We start from the raw sequence: 16,606 nt of genomic DNA on the forward strand, positions 1-16,606 counted from the left end.
GATTTATCAATAATAAGCTAAATACATTCAAATTTAAGGAAAATAAAACCATGAATATCATCAATAAAGTTCTTTTTTCATGTTTGATCAGTTCCAGTTTGATATTTACTGCATGCTCAGAGCAAAAAGCAGATATCGCCCAAAACAAAACCTCAGAAACTACGTCTAGGGTAACAACTCAAGGCAATTGGAAAAGCAAAGCGACTGAACTGAGTACAGCCAACGCAACAGAGATTACAACAGACTTGGCTCAACTTAATCAGATCATCAATCATGCAAATACTCAAGCACTTCAATTAAGAGCGGAGCTTCAATCAGCTGCTTCCCAACCTGAAAAGCGCCAGCAGATTTTACTCAAAGCCAATGATATACAAGCGAAAACTCAACAACAAATTATGGCATTAAATTTAAAAAGTAGTGAAGTACAAAGTCTACGCACACAGATGATTGATAATTTAATCACCAGCCAGAAAATGTATACGCTTTCAACAGCCTCAGATTTTAATCCAAATGCACCCAGTGATGAATTTAAGCAACTTGGTAAACGTTCAATAGCGCTTCAACAAAAAATTTCTGCTGAAATAGACGCCTTAAATCAACACTATGGAAAATAAAAACAATCTGGATCATAAGCGGGTTAAGTAGAAAGACCTAACCTTTCCATACTCGAAAACGTGCCATCGCCCAAATCACATAAGGCCAAAAAATCATATTGACTATACTATGGATACTTTCCCAAATACGCCAATAGCCTCTACCAAAAATATCTGCGCGTGCATTAAAGATTTCAATTACAAATGCAAGCACAACTGTGGTGATAATCGCAAAATTTGATTTAAGTTGTCTTTTATGAATTGCAGCAACAATAAAATAAATGATTAAACCTGCATAGATAAATAAAGCATCACTACTTAAACCTGTAAAATGTTTAAGACTTGAAGCGAATTCTTGAACTTTTGCGAGAAACATAGCCACTCTTTTTTATTTTCAATCTTGTCTGTTCTAAATTATATACCACAAATAAAGCATAACCCGAGTTCTGCATCCTGCAAAACTCGGGTTCATGAGGTTGTGCTTTCACATCTTATTCTTATTTTCTTGGTTATCCATTCCAACATCAAATCCTTGATGATTACTCCATCGACTTCGTCTTCCTTAGTGAGATTTTCCGTTCTCATTCCCTGTGTCGATAAGTAAAGATTAAAACGAATATGCTTTTCATGCTATCCGCTTAGGGCCTAAATCCATGTAAGTAATTGCTTACAAAAAATAGCCATTTTTTAATTTTTTTGTCAGACAATCAGGTTCCAACTTTATAACTTTGCGCAATTTCATCGGTTACCCGCTTTTCCTCTTTCTCTGCTTTTTCAATTCCTTCTTGAATCGCCTCTTGCGCTTCACGCTCATCCGCGTCTGTTTGCTCCAACTCTTCTTGAGTCTGCTCAAAAATACGTCCTGTTTGTAATACTACATAAATCGGAAAATGATCTGAACCCACATGAGGCAGCCGTTGCATATGCACTAAAGCAAAATCTGTACTATGAAATAAATGATCCAAAGACCATCTCAAAAACTTATAGTCAGCATGGAAAGTGTTGATATATCGACGCCCCACACGTGGGTCAAGCAAACCACTGATACGCTGAAATAAACGCGTTGTGCGTGACCAAGCAACATCGTTTAAATCACCCATAACAATACAGCTCTCATCCAAGTCTTTAATCTGATCCCCCACAATAAGCAATTCAGCATCACGTAAAGTCGAGTCTTTGGCTTCTGTTGGGCTTGGTGGTTTGGGATGTAAACAATACAGTTGCACTGCTTGCCCAGATGGTAAAATCACCGTGGTATGAATAGATGGAATTTCATCACTGAGAATGAATTTAACCTCTGTATCGACCAACTTGAGTTTGCTATACAAATGCATCCCATAGAGGTTGTCTAAAGGTATAGCCACACGATAAGGATAGTCTTTTTCAATTCGAGCTAGTTCATTTTGCCAAGTTTGATCAGTTTCAAGCGTCAAAACAATATCAGGCTGGTGCTGTTCAATTTGCTCAAGCAATAAATGATATTGATCATTCGGTGTCAGTACATTCGACACAATCACTGAAATTTGCTGATCAGGATTAAGCTGATCTTTCGTCACCTGTTTAACTTGTTTCTTCCAAACGAAGGTATAAGGCAAAACCATCTTTAATTGAAAAGCTAAGGCAGCAATCAATAAAAATAAAATCACCTCACGGATCAAGTCCCAGGGCGCTGTCCAAAACAACATCAATACCATTGCAATCAGACCAACAAATAATATCTGCAAGCGTGGAAAATCAGCACCTCTAAACCACCATTCATCACGGGGAATCAGTGACCAGAAACTTAGCCAAATCACAATCGACGCAAGTACTTCTATCCAAATCATATTTTGTCACTCTTATATTCTTAATTTTTGCATGATTCATAAATTAATATCAATTTTGCATGTATCATAAACAAGATATATTGCACAATATAGTGGTGTTTTCATTGTGTATGCTATTGCAGTTACACACCCTTTTGATACACTCAAACCCCCTTTTATTTTTTAACGCACCGAGGCAAAGTGGCATGAAAGTAGGTCTGGTCGGTTGGCGCGGGATGGTTGGTTCTGTCCTTATGCAACGTATGGTTGAAGAGAATGATTTTGCTCATTTTGAGCCATTCTATTTCTCTACCAGTAACGCAGGTGGTGAATCTCCTGCTTTTGGTGGTAAAACTGCTCCAGCACTTATGGAAGCGACGGACATTACCAGTCTGAAGCAAATGGATGTCATTATTACCTGTCAAGGTGGCGACTATACATCAGAAGTCTTTCCTCAGCTAAAGGCTGAAGGTTGGAAAGGCTATTGGATTGATGCAGCTTCTACATTACGTATGGATGATGAAGCAATTATTGTACTCGATCCAGTCAACTTAAATGTTATCAAAGACGGTTTGGTCAATGGTATTAAAACATTTGTTGGCGGTAACTGTACGGTTTCGTTAATGTTGATGGGCATGGGTTCACTCTTCCAACACAATTTGGTGGAATGGATGACGGCGATGACTTATCAAGCCGCTTCGGGTGCTGGCGCGCAAAACATGCGTGAGCTGATCACAGGTATGGGGTATTTATATAACAATACTCAAGACTTGTTAGATGATCCACGTTCTGCGATTTTAGACATCGACAGCCGAATTGCCGAATTACAACGTGGCGAAGGTTTTCCTAAAGCAAACTTCGGTGTGCCTTTAGCGGGTTCGTTGATCCCTTATATTGATAAGCAACTTGAAAGCGGTCAATCTAAAGAAGAGTGGAAAGGTCAAGTTGAAACCAACAAGATCTTAGGTAATGCTCAGATTGTTCCAATTGATGGTCACTGTGTACGTATTGGTGCAATGCGTTGTCACTCTCAAGCCTTAACATTGAAATTGAAAAAAGATGTTCCGCTTGATGAAATTGAGGACATGATTCGTCAGTCTAACCAATGGGCAAAAGTGGTTCCAAATACACGCGATGCGTCAATGACGGATCTTACCCCAGTAGCTGTGACTGGTACTCTATCTGTGCCAGTAGGTCGTTTACGTAAATTAAATATGGGTAAAGAGTATTTAGGCGCATTCACTGTTGGTGACCAATTACTTTGGGGTGCCGCTGAGCCTTTACGTCGTATGTTACGTATCTTAATCGACTATAAAAATGCTTAAAGTCACAAAAAACATAGTTACATAAAAAAGCCGATCTATCTTGATCGGCTTTTTTATGTAACTATGTTTATGTAACTCTAATGTTAATATTTTACATATAGACTACAGCTAAATATTGTATTATGGGGATGCCTTGAACTTTGTCAGAACAATGGATAGAGATGACTGTATATAACAAATTAAAAATTGCCATTTTAGCCATCATGACGTCGCAAGCGGTGAGTGCGATTACAATAGACCCGATCCAAGTTCAATCAGGGTCTGGTGATCTGCTTTATGCTGAAATGAAGTTTAGTAATGCAAATTCAAATGAAAAAATAGAAGTCGGATTAGCCGATGCAGATGATATTCAAAATATTGGTATTTCAACGCAAGCACCTGGACATTTAAATTTTTATACTCGTCGTTCTGGAGATGGCACTGGGGTGATTGTGATTACCTCATCTCGCCCGATTGTTGAATCTGAATTAAATATATTATTAAAAGTCAAAGAAGGGAGTGCGACCCATATTCAGCAAGTCAAAGCCCCATTGACCCGTGGGCGTAGCAACATTCCTGCTCCAATGAGCAATGCTTTAGTCAAAGAAAAGCCTCTGACACCTCAAATCATCGTCAGCGAAAAGGATATTGCATTAAATTTACCAACCAGTACGCAATACCACGTGACAACACCAGAAGTCTTAACTCCACCAGCTATAGCAACCAAAGCAACGATGACAACGGATTCAGCTGGTACTTTGGCGATTAATGTGATTGCACCACCAGCACTCAAAACAGAACAAAAACCAACCACAGTTGCAACAAACACACCGCCTGCGGCTACAACCAATACTCCAAACCTTCGTCAAAGCAATCATCAAAGCAGTGCTCAGAATATGCCACAAACAACGGCGGTAACTGTACAGCAAGCGCCTCAACCTCCAGCCGAAAAAGCACCAGTGCCATCTGCAAAAACTCAGACCCCACCCGCCAAATTAGACGAGCAAAAAGCAGAATCACAAAAGCCAAAAGATTCCAAAGCTGAGACCAAGCAAGCAAAACCGAATGAATCTCACGTAGAGAAATCGAAAGCAGAGTCACAAAAAGCGCTCAAACAAGAAAAGGCCAATAAAGCATTAGATAAACAACCTAAGCATATTGTTCAGGCCAATGAGTCACTGTGGAAAATTGCATCGCGGATTGCAGCAGAAACCAATCAAAGCGTTCCAGAAGTCATGCGACAAATTAAAGCAAATAATGCCAATGCCTTTATTCAAGGTGATGTAAACCGTATTCGTCGTGGTGCTGCGCTCAATCTTGCAGCAAGCTATCGTCAAATACCACAAAGCAAAAATAAAGTTGCAACGGCTGGACCTGAAATTGCCAAAAAGCAATCGGGTTCTGCCAAATATCGCTTAGATCAAGCAGAAATGAGTTTAGTCGCAGACAATGAACAACCCGCTGTTCAGAGTCAAGGAAAGCAAAATACACAGTTGAATCAGACCACTACTGAATTATCTACAAAAGTTATGACATCTCGTGAAAAAACGGTTAAATTACAGAAGAATGTGAACCAACTTGCAGCAGGTTTACAACAAAAGAATCAGCGAATTCAATTATTAAATGCTCAGCTTGCCCAATTGCAACAGCAATTAAAACAGCAGAATGCAAAGAAACCAAATAGTTAGGATATTCAAAAATATTGATTCATTGTGCTCAATGAAGGGGAAATAAAATGTTGTTGTATGTGATTCCATTTGTTCTACTTTTGGTCGTGGCCATCGTTTTAAAAAAACGAGAAGATGCCAATAAAGAAAATACCAGCACCAATAACAAAAAAAGTAATCATAAAAAGACATCGAAAAAAAATGTAGCGCGTACCGCACGTACCTCACAGAAACAACATACGACTGTTGTTGAAAATGAAGTTGTTGTTAAACAAGCAACAAAACCATTAAGCCCCGAATTAAAAAAGAATATTGAAAGACTAATTGAAGAGAAAAACTATTTCTCTGCTGAAGCAAAGATCAATCAAGTTTTAAACCAAGACAATGCTCAACATGAACTTTATCTTTATCTTTTAGATGTACATCTTGCACAAAAAGATGAATTTGCAATGAACCAATTGATTAATCATATTCGTTCATTGGGCTTAGACGAAATCGTCATTCAAGCAGAAGAACGACAAAAAGCCAATCAAGCGGATCATCCGATTGAATCCATAGCTTTTGAGCCTTCAAGCCCTGTAGTACCTGAAATCAAAAATACAGCTGCCTTTGATGCCTTGATTGGAAATACAGAAACGATTTCACAACCAACAGTATCTGAAACTCAAAATCTTACCCATGTCGATGCGCTAGAATTTAACCACTCAACTGTCACTGAACAGAAAATTGATACAACTCAAGAACCCGTTGAGCCTTTAGAATTTAATTTAGATCCGGCTTCTCAAAAAGAAACAACACCAACAACTGAGTTTTCTTTCGAAACAGCACCACCTGCCCCAGAAGTCAAAACTGAAGCTGTCAAACCGTTAGAATTCACGTTTACAGCAAATGAACCTACAGCAGTTCCAGTTGAAAAAGCGGCAGAAGTTGAAATCGCACCAGAATTCAAACTTGATTTTGCTGAATCGATTACGCCAGTAGCTACTGAAGAAAGCACACCAGTACGTGATTTTGAATTTAAACTCACGCCTACTGAACCAGAGACACAGCCCACTTTTAATTTTGATCTAGATCCGAAACCTGAAACAGTCGAACAAGTGCATAGCACAGCAACACTTAGCCTTGAAACGCCTAGTGAAGCTGAAACCAGTATGGCCATAGATGCAAACGACCCATTACTCAATTCATTCCCTGAGCTGGCTCAAGTGAATGAAGTTCAATTAAATTTAGACCTTGCTCAACAATATCTAAATTTGGGTGCATATGCTTCCGTTCGTGAGCTACTCTCACAAAATGAAGCAGCGTATACCGCTGAACAACGCCAACAATCACAAAATTTACTCAATCAAATAGCTTCTTAAATCTATTCGTCTTAAGATAAAGCAGTCATGAATGGCTGCTTTTTTATTATGAACAAAAAAATTGCTTTAATTTACATGGGTGGAACTTTTGGCTGTATTGGGGAGCCTTTAGCACCGATGCCTGATGCTGAGTTTATTCCACAACTCAAAAAGGTCTTAGCACCTCAGTTTAAAATTGAGTGCTTTAAGGCGCCCAGTATCAAAGACAGTAGTGCATGTACAGCCATTGACTGGCTTATGCTGATTCAACAAATACAAAGCCTACAACTCCAAAATTTCCAACACTTTGTCATTATTCATGGCACAGATACGCTCAGTTATGCTGCGGCGACCTTATCACGCTTTTTAGCTGAGTCCTGTCATGTCGTCCTTACTGGAAGCCAATATCCACTGCTCAATATTCAAGGGGACAATACTCGAGAATTCACCGATGCGCTGGATAATTTAAATACTGCACTGGATGCCGTCACTCGACTTCCTGTAGGCGTGTATTTGGCTTTCTACCATCAAGTGATTCATGCCAGAACCACATTAAAAGCCCATAGCACTGCTTTAGATGCGTTTAAAGGACTCAAAGCAGAACAACAAATAGCGGTAGATCATTCCGTCCTTCAGGTACAACTTTCACATCTCGAAAAAGCCAAATCGCTGAATATCGTCAATTGGATGATGGTGCCGACTGAAATATTACAGTTTGAACGTAATCTGGAAATTTTCTCCAAACATGCTCCGCATTTTCTGATCATTCAAGCTTATGGGGTAGGTAATTTAGCCGTAAATGCGAGCATTATCCAAAAAATTAAAAGCTTGCAGGAAAATGGCTGTCAAGTCATTTTATCCACTCAAGTCCCTCTAGGCGGCATGGATCAGCGCTATGCGATTAGCCATTGGATCAAAGATTCAAAAATTTTAGTCAGTGATGCACTGAGCCAAGCAGATCTTTATGCCAAAATTGTTAAAATTTATTTACAATACCCCTCTTCGGAACAATGGCACGACCATTGGTATGATCATCCTGAATAGAGGTATTTATGCAACGTTTTGCAATTGGTATTGAGTTTTGTGGCATGCGATATAAAGGTTGGCAAACTCAACAGCCTGGCGTACGTAGTATTCAGGAAACCATGGAAAAGGTGCTCAGTAAAATTGCCGACGAGCCTATTATTTTACATGGTGCGGGTCGTACTGATGCGGGTGTCCATGCGACCAATATGGTGGCCCACTTCGACACCAATGCGATTCGGCCTATACGTGGTTGGTTAATGGGTTCAAATAGTCAATTGCCCAAAGACATTTCAATCCAATGGATTAAAGAAATGGATAACGATTTCCATGCACGCTTTAAGGCAAAGGCTCGTCGTTATCGTTATGTGGTCTATCAATCGGCAAACCGCCCTGCCTTATTACATAAACAAGTAACACATGCCTATTATCCACTCGATGTGGATAAAATGATTGAAGCGGCGCAAAAATTTCAAGGCACGCATAACTTTGAAAGCTTCCGCGCTGCTGCATGTCAGTCCAATCAGCCTGTACGTCATGTCAAACATTGTCGCTTAATTCGTCATGGCAATTATCTAGTATTGGATATTCAAGCAGATGGCTTCCTACACCATATGGTACGTAACATCATGGGTTGCTTACTTGAAATCGGTCAAGGTCTATATGAAGTGGAGCACATTGATGAAATTTTTGCGGCACAAGATCGTAAAGCGGCAGGAATCACCGCACCACCAGATGGGCTTTATTTTATTCATGCAGATTACCCTGAACAATTTGAATTGCCTAAAATGCCTTTAGGGCCACATTGGTTAAATATGCCTGAATAATTTTTTGGGGCTGCATATAAAAAATCCTTCTCAATAGAAGGATTTTTTATATTAAAACTGTTCAGTTCGTTTCCCACAAGCATACGATTTAACGCTGCTTACGCTTTCTATATTCCACAGGCGTTTCATTGGTCCAGCGTTTAAATGCACGGTAAAAAGTACTTGGCTCAGAGAATCCAGTCAAATAAACAATACGCTCAACACTTTCAGTGGTATTGGCCAACAGTTTCTTGGCTAAGCGACAACGATAATCAGAAAGAATTTGCTGAAAACTGGTATTGGCTTCCGAAAGCTGTGTACGTAAACGACGTGGGGTAATGCTGAGTTGTGCAGCAACAGTTTCAAGGGTTGTTTCACCACTTTCCAAGGTTGAACCTATCGCACGGCGTACTTCACCCACCAAATCATAACGTGCAAGCTCTTGCAGTTTTTCAATTGCAAGTTGTTCATGCAATTGCAATAACTCAGGCTCCGCTTGCCACAATGGATATTCTAAAATGGAAGGATCAAAATAAAGACGTGTCTCTTTTTGTCCTAAACTGACAGGACAACCATAAACACGATAATACTCACCATCAGAAGCGCCATTGGCAAAATTAAAATCGATGTAAATCGGTTCAAATCGTCCTTCAGTGATAAATTTAAAGAAGCGTAAAATCCCTGAAATAGCACATTCTGAAAAATGACGATTGACGATGTTCTCACCCCAAGGCTGTTCACCATTGGTTAAATAACAACGTCCATCATCATCAATGATCAATTTGGCATGAAATGCATCGCTAATTAAACGTTGATAAGCCAAAGCACGCTTTAAGCCTTCGCCAAAATTTTCACTTGAAATAAACAGGTGTTCGATCACTTGCCCACGATACAGTGGCAAGTGCTCTCCGAGATGTAAACCAATATCTGGATCATTACTGACTTCCTCCGCAGCGACCCAAAATGCAAATTGTGCATTCAACGGTGTTCGAGCATTTTGGTCAACCTGACCCAATGCTACCCCAGCCTTTGATAATATTTCTTCTGTCGGCAATCCTGCACGACGGATCGCTTGATAGCCTAATCGTAAAACAACCGAAGCATCAGTTAGCTGACTCACGCAGTGCCCTTCCTTGTATGTTATTCATTTATACTTAAAACATTTAATTTAGATTACAGTCGATTGACCAAACTGACAATATTTATCCGCTTTTTTTTGTAGAAATTGTTTAACAATATGTTCGCTTATTTTCAAGTCATCTACCGCCTTGTAATGCCGAATATTCTTGTCTTTCTGTAAAAAATTGCCTATAATTTGCGCCTTTCCAATTTGATCATCAGGTAGGCTATGGCCAATAAAGAGGAACTTATCGAGTTCGAAGGCGTTGTCACCGAAACGCTTCCTAATACTATGTTCCGTGTGCGTTTAGAAAACGGTCACGAAGTGATTGCTCACATTTCTGGTAAAATGCGTAAACACTATATTCGTATTTTAACAGGCGATAATGTAAAAGTTGAAATGACACCATATGACTTAACTAAAGGTCGTATTACATATCGTGCACGCTAAGTTTTAGTGTAAGCAAAAGCCACTTTTAGGTGGCTTTTTCATTATCCACAAAATTTACCCTCCTGCTTACGCTTTTTAGTCGTCTAGCAATTATATATCTGACACATTAAAATCTGTTTCATATACCTATTTATCACTTGTAATCCATTTACTTCAAAGTTGATAGCACTAATTTGTTCTAAATTTTTAATACAACTGATCTTTTCACAGCTTCATCAGTTCTGTCTGTTTGACTCTATTTGGTAAAATTTATACGACTTGGTTTGCCCTGCAACCGATCTACATACATATGCGTGTATATTTATTATACTGAATAGAGATCATTTCTAAATTAAGTTAACTATGGATCAGGTGAAGCTTATGAAAATATATGTATGCATGTTTTTGTTCGCCTCTATTGCACTTGTTGGATGTAACAGCTTAAACACTCGACCTGCAAATTTAGATGAATATTTACAACAATTCATTGGTAAAAGCAGTGCTGAGATTCAAAGCAATTTAAACTTTAAGGCGATGGGTTATCAGGTAAGCGATAAAATCCAAACCACTAATAACGCGTTAAGCTATACCATCCTTAGACCAATCAATATCCCCATGGCAGGAGGCAATGCGACTGTAGGGTCAAATGGGATGGGTATGCCAGTGATTCGTTATGATACTATGGGCACGCCAAGCTATGACATTAATTTCAATTGTAAAGTTACTTTTAAATTAAAAGATGGTGTTGCTGAATCTGTTGAGTATTTAGGTCGAGCCTGTTAGCTATTTTAAAGCGAATCTAATACCTATCGGTATAATGGTGAGAATATGGTTAGACTTTTATCAAAACTTATCAGAAGCTAAAATTTAAAATAAAAAACACAGCTTAAGCTGTGTTTTTTATTAGCAAGTATCTAAAACAAGTGCTTAAGCAATCACTGCAACGACAGCCTCACCCATTTCAGCCGTACCCACTTTACGCATACCATCAGACATAATATCACCAGTACGCAAGCCTTGGTCTAAAACTTGCCCTACAGCATCCTCAATGGCTTTTGCAGCCACTTCTTCACGAAAGGTGTAGCGTAGCATCATTGCCACAGAAAGAATGGTTGCAAGTGGATTGGCAACGTTTTGGCCTGCAATGTCAGGAGCAGAGCCATGACAAGGCTCATACATACCTTTGCCATTCTCATCTAAAGAGGCAGATGGAAGCATACCAATAGAGCCAGTTAGCATTGCTGCTTCATCGGAAAGAATGTCACCGAACAAGTTCCCAGTCACGATCACATCGAATTGTTTTGGCGCACGGACCAATTGCATTGCTGCATTGTCAACATACATATGTGAAAGTTGAATATTTGGATATTGCTGTTCTTTGAGTGCAGTCACTGTCTGCTTCCAAAGCTCAGTTACTTCAAGTACATTGGCTTTATCCACTGAACAGACTTTACCGCCACGTAAATTTGCCATTTCAAAAGCAACTTTTGCGATACGTTTAATTTCAGACTCTGAATAAACGTCAGTGTTATAACCTTGCTTCTCACCATTTTCGAGTTCACGAATACCACGTGGTTGACCAAAGTAGATGCCCCCCGTCAGCTCGCGAACAATAAGGATATCTAATCCAGAAACAATTTCAGGTTTAAGACTAGACGCATCCGCCAATTGCGGATAAAGGATTGCAGGGCGTAAGTTAGCAAATAGATTTAATTCACTACGAATTTTCAATAAACCACGTTCTGGACGAATTGAACGTTCAATGTTATCCCATTTTGGACCGCCTACAGCACCTAGTAAAATTGCATCTGCTTTTTTCGCTTGTTCCGCTGTCACTGCTGGGTAAGGTTCGCCATGTGCATCAATTGCTGCCCCCCCTAACAAACCTTGTTCCCATGTTAAACCTAAATTAAATTTATCATTAACACGTGTCAGTACTTTTTCAGCAGCAGCAACGATCTCAGGACCGATACCATCACCTGCCAAAATCAAAATTTGTTTAGACATTTGTAGTTCCATTTATTTTTCAGTATCTATACTGATGTGAGATTAAATCTTCTGTTCAACAAATTCGCTCACGCCAGTCACCGCATTATGTGGACGACAAAAACGGCGAATTGTCCGTTTTTCTTGAATCATATCGACACATAGTGGCGTCGGTGAAGAAACATTCAGCAAACTTCCTGAACCCTGTGACCTTAAGCGATACATCTTAAATGTGTATTTTTGATTTGCTTTAAAATCATGAATAACATGGAAAATTTCAGCATGCTGTTTAGTGATTGGATAGAATCGAATCACCATCTCATATTGCTGAGGTGGAATCGTTAAATAAACACCATTTTGATCTAAAGGCTCACCCGTTAATTTGAGATAACCCTTTTGAATGGCACTACGATTGGCACGTTGTGCACGTTCATCCATGATAATCACATCATTTAAGCGCGCAAATTCACAATGTTCTGCACCTGAACAATAGACAGAAACTGAATTTTGGCTGACATGTTTATTTTCAGCTTGCTTGATACGCATTAAATCAACCATTTGAGTAGATTGACATGCACTAAGCATAAGGCTTATTAAACCTATTAAAACACTGCAACTCAAAAACTTAGTCATTGCTCAACCCCAACCCTCACTTCACTGAGTTAACATTCATTTTGTTATACTCGCATGTTAGCAAGAGTTAGGCATTCACGCTATGTGTAAAATGTTCGCTGAAAATTAACCTTGAATTTCAGCAAATACCCAAGGGCGTGATTGTTTAGTTTTTTCTTCATAAGCACGAATTTCATCCGCAGCCTGTAAAGTCAAACCAATATCATCCAAGCCATTCAATAAACAGTGTTTACGGAATGGATCGACTTCAAATTTAAAAGCTTCACCACTTGGAGTACGAACTTCTTGAGCTTCTAAATCAATGGTTAATTGATAGCCTTCCTGAGCAGTACATTCTTTAAATAATTGATCAACAACATGTTCAGGCAAAATCACTGGCAACATACCATTTTTAAAACTGTTATTGAAAAAGATATCCGCGTAGCTTGGTGCAATCACTGTACGAAAACCATACTCTTCCAATGCCCAAGGCGCATGTTCACGACTTGAACCACAACCAAAATTGGCACGAGAAATTAATACAGATGCCGCTTGGTAACGTGGCTGATTCAAAATAAAATCAGGATTCTTCGGACGTTTAGAATTGTCTTGCCCCGGATAACCTTCATCTAAATAACGTAATTCATCAAATAAGTTATCCCCAAAACCAGTGCGTTTAATTGATTTTAAAAACTGTTTTGGAATGATTAAGTCGGTATCTACATTGGCACGGTCTAAAGGTGCAACAATACCCTGTTCAACGGTATAAGCTTTCATATCTTTGCTCCTTAAGCCTGATTAGAATGAACGTACATCAACAAAGTGTCCTGCAATTGCTGCCGCAGCTGCCATTGCTGGACTCACAAGGTGAGTACGTCCACCATTGCCTTGGCGGCCTTCGAAGTTACGATTTGAAGTTGAAGCACAATGTTCACCTGGTTGTAACTTGTCAGCATTCATCGCCAAACACATTGAACAACCTGGCTCACGCCACTCAAAACCAGCTTCGATCAAGATTTTATCTAAACCTTCCGCTTCTGCTTGTTGTTTCACTAAACCAGAGCCAGGAACAACCATCGCCTGTTTAATACTTGACGCTACTTTTTTACCTTTCGCCACTTCTGCAGCAGCACGAATATCTTCAATACGTGAGTTGGTACAAGAACCAATGAATACTCGGTCTAATTGAATATCAGCCAACGCCTGACCCGCATTTAAGCCCATATATTGATAAGCACGTGTCCAATCATTACGCTGTACATCATCTTTAGCCTGCTCCAACGTTGGAACAGCTTGAGATACAGGAATCACCATCTCAGGAGAAGTCCCCCAAGACACTTGCGGTTCTATTTCTTCACCATTTAAAACGACGATCGTATCAAAGTATGCATCCTCATCAGAATGTAAAGTATTCCAATAAGCAACTGCTGCATCCCACTGCTGGCCTGTCGGTGCATAAGGACGATCTTTAACGTACTCAATCGTTTTATCATCTACTGCAACCATACCCACACGCGCGCCGCCTTCGATTGCCATATTGCAAACTGTCATACGTCCTTCAATCGACATATCACGGAATACCTGACCTCCAAATTCAATTGCATGCCCTGTACCGCCAGCAGTGCCGATTTTACCAATAATTGCTAAAACCACGTCTTTTGGAGTGACGCCTTGACCTAATGTCCCATCAACACGCACCAACATGTTTTTCATTTTCTTCTGTACTAAACATTGGGTTGCCAATACATGTTCAACTTCTGATGTTCCAATCCCGTGTGCCAAACACCCAAATGCGCCATGTGTCGCTGTATGCGAATCTCCACATACCACCGTCATACCTGGTAAAGTTAAACCCTGTTCTGGCCCAACGACATGTGCAATACCTTGACGAACATCGTTAATATCAAACTGCACCACATTAAAGGTTTTACAATTATCATCTAAAGTCTGAACTTGGATACGAGAAGTATCATCTTCAATTCCAGCAATTCCTTCTGAGCGCTCTTTGGTTGATGTGGGAACATTATGGTCAGGTGTTGCAACGTTAGCACTTAAACGCCAAGGTTTACGCCCAGCAAGTTGTAAGCCTTCGAATGCTTGTGGAGAAGTCACTTCATGCAATAAATGACGGTCGATATAAAGTAATGCTGAGCCATCATCACGTTGTGTTACAAGATGGTCATCCCACAATTTGTCATACAAAGTTTTTACTGATTCTGTTTTTGCTTTTTGGTTTTCGCCTGCCATGTCGAAATGCTCCACTGGACTGGGTAATTCTTTCATTAGCTCAATTATAACCACGTTTTTACATAAATCTAATTTATCATTTTTATTAATTTAAAAACTTTTTGGAATTAATTTTATCAAAATAAATAACCTGTAATCACATCCATAAATTATTCAACTTCTCTTTTGTTTAATCAATTATATATTTTCAATAATTTTAAAGGAATTCGGTTAGTCAACAATAAAAACCGAGAAATTAGCAAACAAAGTTGAGGTGTAAACTAAACAATAAGCAAGTTCATCATTTAAAAAAATGGATAAATGAGATAGAAACAATCGCTATGCAATACATAAAGAATAGAATATCGTTTTATCCAATCAATATTAATCAAAAAAACCTTTTTACATTACAATTGATAATGATTATTATTTAACTAATCGATAAATCAGTGGTGAATCTCATGGCGGGTATCCAGAATTTCTTACAAAACAATCAACGTGTTTTCAAAAAAACCTTAAGTTATTACATTATGCACATCACCGTAGCAATGTTAGTTGCTTATGCAGTAATAGGTAATTTTTGGATGGCTGTGACATTAAGCTTACTTGAGCCGACCGTACAAGCATTTGCATTCTTTTTCCATGAAAAGGCTTGGAATAAACGAGACCAAAAAGCCGCTCAAAGTACTGAAATCAAAATCTAGATTATATGTTTTGCTGGGGCTGGAGATGCTAATCACCACCGCCTCCTCCGCAGCTGCTACAACTGCTACAAGAAGAAGATGAAGAATCTGAGCCTGTACTATGAGAGTGGCTCGAATCACTTGAGGAACTTGAACAAGAGCTCGAAGAACATGATGATGTTGCAGAAGCCTGCGGAAGATCTGAGGCTGAACTCATCATTTGGCTATACATCGTAATCATAAAAGGTAAACTAAAAATTAAGCCTTGCTGCCAGCGAATATAGGCATCAACCTGAAAAAGTCGCGGTAAAACTTGAGTGCTTTGTGGATTCAAACGATGTAAATAACATGCGCCTTGCCAAGTATTGAGTAGTTGCTGTCTTTGAGCAGCTTGTTGTGATTCAGTTGCTTGTAAAGCATGTGGTTTATGAATCAGTTTATAGCCTAAAAAACGTTGAGTCATCGACTGATAAAACTCATCAAATTCTTCAATTAATATATGCCATAACGCGTCCACTGAATGCGAAGGCATTGCATATGCTCCCTTACGCCACAAATGAATTGCCAAATAGTCTTTAAAACCTTCTTCAATCAAGGGATAGTAAGATTGTCGAATATTCGGATGTCTTTGTTTAAAAGCAAGCCAAATATTATTTGGGATTTTAAAACTCACCAAATCTCTCATTTTTCTTAAGCGATTTAACCGAAGCTTCAACCAAATTATGCTGAGAATAGCGACGATAATGATGGGGAAATAGATATTAAAAAAATATACACAAATTAAACCCAAACCAGAAAATATGAGTATCGTGATAAAAAATTGAAGCCAAGTTTTAGAGAAAGTATATCTAGTATAATGTTGAAAATAGTGAATGGCGGTGTTTGATGATTGATTCAAATAGCTTTCCTTTTGTTGTTTTTATCCGCAGACTATAAATGAGCTTTGCTCAAATTGTATAGCAAAAAGTTGTATTAAAATTTTTCCAACGCGTGAATGGAAGCAATCACTTTG

The 16,606-nt window shown here is 39.0% G+C and carries 17 protein-coding genes; 9 read left to right on the top strand and 8 right to left on the bottom strand.

Translation table 11 applies throughout. The annotated features are described in order from the left end of the window. The first annotated feature begins 50 nt into the window (after window positions 1-50). Window positions 51-614: a PM1805 family lipoprotein gene (locus AC4CVF_RS16455; protein ID WP_336952189.1), complete on the top strand. Its 564-nt coding sequence runs from the start codon at window positions 51-53 to the stop codon at window positions 612-614. A gap of 37 nt (window positions 615-651) precedes the next feature. Here the strand turns inward: AC4CVF_RS16455 and AC4CVF_RS16460 are convergent, their stop codons facing one another. Continuing rightward, window positions 652-969, bottom strand: coding sequence for a hypothetical protein (locus AC4CVF_RS16460; RefSeq protein ID WP_490789716.1), 318 nt, complete (start codon window positions 967-969; stop codon window positions 652-654). A 331-nt stretch (window positions 970-1,300) separates the two neighbouring features. Further along, window positions 1,301-2,419 carry an endonuclease/exonuclease/phosphatase family protein gene (locus AC4CVF_RS16465; protein WP_336952192.1) on the bottom strand — a complete coding sequence of 373 codons (1,119 nt, stop codon included), beginning with the start codon at window positions 2,417-2,419 and terminating at the stop codon, window positions 1,301-1,303. A gap of 185 nt (window positions 2,420-2,604) precedes the next feature. Here AC4CVF_RS16465 and asd point away from each other — a divergent pair, with 185 nt between their 5' ends. From asd to truA, 5 genes are all read left to right on the top strand, one after another. Further along, a complete protein-coding gene (gene asd, locus AC4CVF_RS16470) occupies window positions 2,605-3,723 on the top strand; it encodes an aspartate-semialdehyde dehydrogenase (RefSeq protein WP_004718072.1) in 1,119 nt (372 codons plus the stop codon). 161 nt (window positions 3,724-3,884) lie between these two features. Next, a complete protein-coding gene (locus tag AC4CVF_RS16475) occupies window positions 3,885-5,390 on the top strand; it encodes a FimV/HubP-related protein (protein WP_490789717.1) in 1,506 nt (501 codons plus the stop codon). A 47-nt stretch (window positions 5,391-5,437) separates the two neighbouring features. Beyond that, a complete protein-coding gene (locus AC4CVF_RS16480) occupies window positions 5,438-6,730 on the top strand; it encodes a hypothetical protein (RefSeq protein WP_490789718.1) in 1,293 nt (430 codons plus the stop codon). A 48-nt stretch (window positions 6,731-6,778) separates the two neighbouring features. Further along, window positions 6,779-7,753 carry an asparaginase domain-containing protein gene (locus tag AC4CVF_RS16485; protein ID WP_490789719.1) on the top strand — a complete coding sequence of 325 codons (975 nt, stop codon included), beginning with the start codon at window positions 6,779-6,781 and terminating at the stop codon, window positions 7,751-7,753. A gap of 8 nt (window positions 7,754-7,761) precedes the next feature. After that, window positions 7,762-8,559: a tRNA pseudouridine(38-40) synthase TruA gene (truA, locus tag AC4CVF_RS16490; RefSeq protein ID WP_490773572.1), complete on the top strand. Its 798-nt coding sequence runs from the start codon at window positions 7,762-7,764 to the stop codon at window positions 8,557-8,559. A gap of 88 nt (window positions 8,560-8,647) precedes the next feature. Here the strand turns inward: truA and AC4CVF_RS16495 are convergent, their stop codons facing one another. After that, a complete protein-coding gene (locus AC4CVF_RS16495) occupies window positions 8,648-9,658 on the bottom strand; it encodes an AraC family transcriptional regulator (RefSeq protein ID WP_004718084.1) in 1,011 nt (336 codons plus the stop codon). Between the two features lie 228 nt (window positions 9,659-9,886). Between AC4CVF_RS16495 and infA the strand changes: the two genes are divergently transcribed. Next, a complete protein-coding gene (gene infA, locus AC4CVF_RS16500) occupies window positions 9,887-10,108 on the top strand; it encodes a translation initiation factor IF-1 (protein ID WP_004718087.1) in 222 nt (73 codons plus the stop codon). Window positions 10,109-10,468: 360 nt separating this feature from the next. Then, entirely contained in the window at window positions 10,469-10,870 is a 402-nt protein-coding gene (locus tag AC4CVF_RS16505; RefSeq protein WP_419327050.1) for a hypothetical protein, read from the top strand. A gap of 144 nt (window positions 10,871-11,014) precedes the next feature. Here the strand turns inward: AC4CVF_RS16505 and leuB are convergent, their stop codons facing one another. The 4 genes from leuB to leuC all read right to left on the bottom strand — a co-directional run bounded on the left by leuB (window position 11,015) and on the right by leuC (window position 14,932). Then, window positions 11,015-12,094, bottom strand: a complete 1,080-nt coding sequence (leuB, locus tag AC4CVF_RS16510) for a 3-isopropylmalate dehydrogenase (protein WP_336952198.1) — start codon at window positions 12,092-12,094, stop codon at window positions 11,015-11,017. 42 nt (window positions 12,095-12,136) lie between these two features. Next, a complete protein-coding gene (locus AC4CVF_RS16515) occupies window positions 12,137-12,706 on the bottom strand; it encodes a hypothetical protein (RefSeq protein ID WP_336952200.1) in 570 nt (189 codons plus the stop codon). Window positions 12,707-12,811: 105 nt separating this feature from the next. Then, on the bottom strand, window positions 12,812-13,462 hold the full coding sequence (gene leuD / locus AC4CVF_RS16520) for a 3-isopropylmalate dehydratase small subunit (protein WP_419358929.1): 651 nt from the start codon (window positions 13,460-13,462) through the stop codon (window positions 12,812-12,814). A 21-nt stretch (window positions 13,463-13,483) separates the two neighbouring features. Further along, window positions 13,484-14,932, bottom strand: coding sequence for a 3-isopropylmalate dehydratase large subunit (leuC, locus tag AC4CVF_RS16525; protein ID WP_336952583.1), 1,449 nt, complete (start codon window positions 14,930-14,932; stop codon window positions 13,484-13,486). Window positions 14,933-15,372: 440 nt separating this feature from the next. Between leuC and AC4CVF_RS16530 the strand changes: the two genes are divergently transcribed. Then, window positions 15,373-15,615 carry a DUF2061 domain-containing protein gene (locus AC4CVF_RS16530; RefSeq protein ID WP_490789720.1) on the top strand — a complete coding sequence of 81 codons (243 nt, stop codon included), beginning with the start codon at window positions 15,373-15,375 and terminating at the stop codon, window positions 15,613-15,615. Window positions 15,616-15,643: 28 nt separating this feature from the next. On the opposite strand, the gene AC4CVF_RS16535 is transcribed toward AC4CVF_RS16530, so the two are convergent. After that, the gene (locus AC4CVF_RS16535; protein ID WP_490789721.1) at window positions 15,644-16,267 is read right to left on the bottom strand and encodes a glycine-rich domain-containing protein; all 624 of its coding nucleotides are present in this window, start codon (window positions 16,265-16,267) and stop codon (window positions 15,644-15,646) included. Between the last annotated feature and the right edge of the window lie 339 nt (window positions 16,268-16,606).

The sequence above is a fragment of the Acinetobacter sp. LipI_19 genome, from assembly GCF_058242925.1.

Excerpts from the sequence above, each read along its gene's own strand:
- leuB (WP_336952198.1), bottom strand. The coding sequence starts at position 12,094 with ATGTCTAAACAAATTTTGATTTTGGCAGGTGATGGTATCGGTCCTGAG.
- AC4CVF_RS16505 (WP_419327050.1), top strand. The coding sequence starts at position 10,469 with ATGAAAATATATGTATGCATGTTTTTGTTCGCCTCTATTGCACTTGTT.
- asd (WP_004718072.1), top strand. The coding sequence starts at position 2,605 with ATGAAAGTAGGTCTGGTCGGTTGGCGCGGGATGGTTGGTTCTGTCCTT.
- AC4CVF_RS16485 (WP_490789719.1), top strand. The coding sequence starts at position 6,779 with ATGAACAAAAAAATTGCTTTAATTTACATGGGTGGAACTTTTGGCTGT.
- AC4CVF_RS16530 (WP_490789720.1), top strand. The coding sequence starts at position 15,373 with ATGGCGGGTATCCAGAATTTCTTACAAAACAATCAACGTGTTTTCAAA.
- AC4CVF_RS16480 (WP_490789718.1), top strand. The coding sequence starts at position 5,438 with ATGTTGTTGTATGTGATTCCATTTGTTCTACTTTTGGTCGTGGCCATC.
- AC4CVF_RS16515 (WP_336952200.1), bottom strand. The coding sequence starts at position 12,706 with ATGACTAAGTTTTTGAGTTGCAGTGTTTTAATAGGTTTAATAAGCCTT.
- leuC (WP_336952583.1), bottom strand. The coding sequence starts at position 14,932 with ATGGCAGGCGAAAACCAAAAAGCAAAAACAGAATCAGTAAAAACTTTG.
- AC4CVF_RS16460 (WP_490789716.1), bottom strand. The coding sequence starts at position 969 with ATGTTTCTCGCAAAAGTTCAAGAATTCGCTTCAAGTCTTAAACATTTT.
- AC4CVF_RS16455 (WP_336952189.1), top strand. The coding sequence starts at position 51 with ATGAATATCATCAATAAAGTTCTTTTTTCATGTTTGATCAGTTCCAGT.
- AC4CVF_RS16465 (WP_336952192.1), bottom strand. The coding sequence starts at position 2,419 with ATGATTTGGATAGAAGTACTTGCGTCGATTGTGATTTGGCTAAGTTTC.
- truA (WP_490773572.1), top strand. The coding sequence starts at position 7,762 with ATGCAACGTTTTGCAATTGGTATTGAGTTTTGTGGCATGCGATATAAA.
- AC4CVF_RS16475 (WP_490789717.1), top strand. The coding sequence starts at position 3,885 with ATGACTGTATATAACAAATTAAAAATTGCCATTTTAGCCATCATGACG.
- infA (WP_004718087.1), top strand. The coding sequence starts at position 9,887 with ATGGCCAATAAAGAGGAACTTATCGAGTTCGAAGGCGTTGTCACCGAA.
- leuD (WP_419358929.1), bottom strand. The coding sequence starts at position 13,462 with ATGAAAGCTTATACCGTTGAACAGGGTATTGTTGCACCTTTAGACCGT.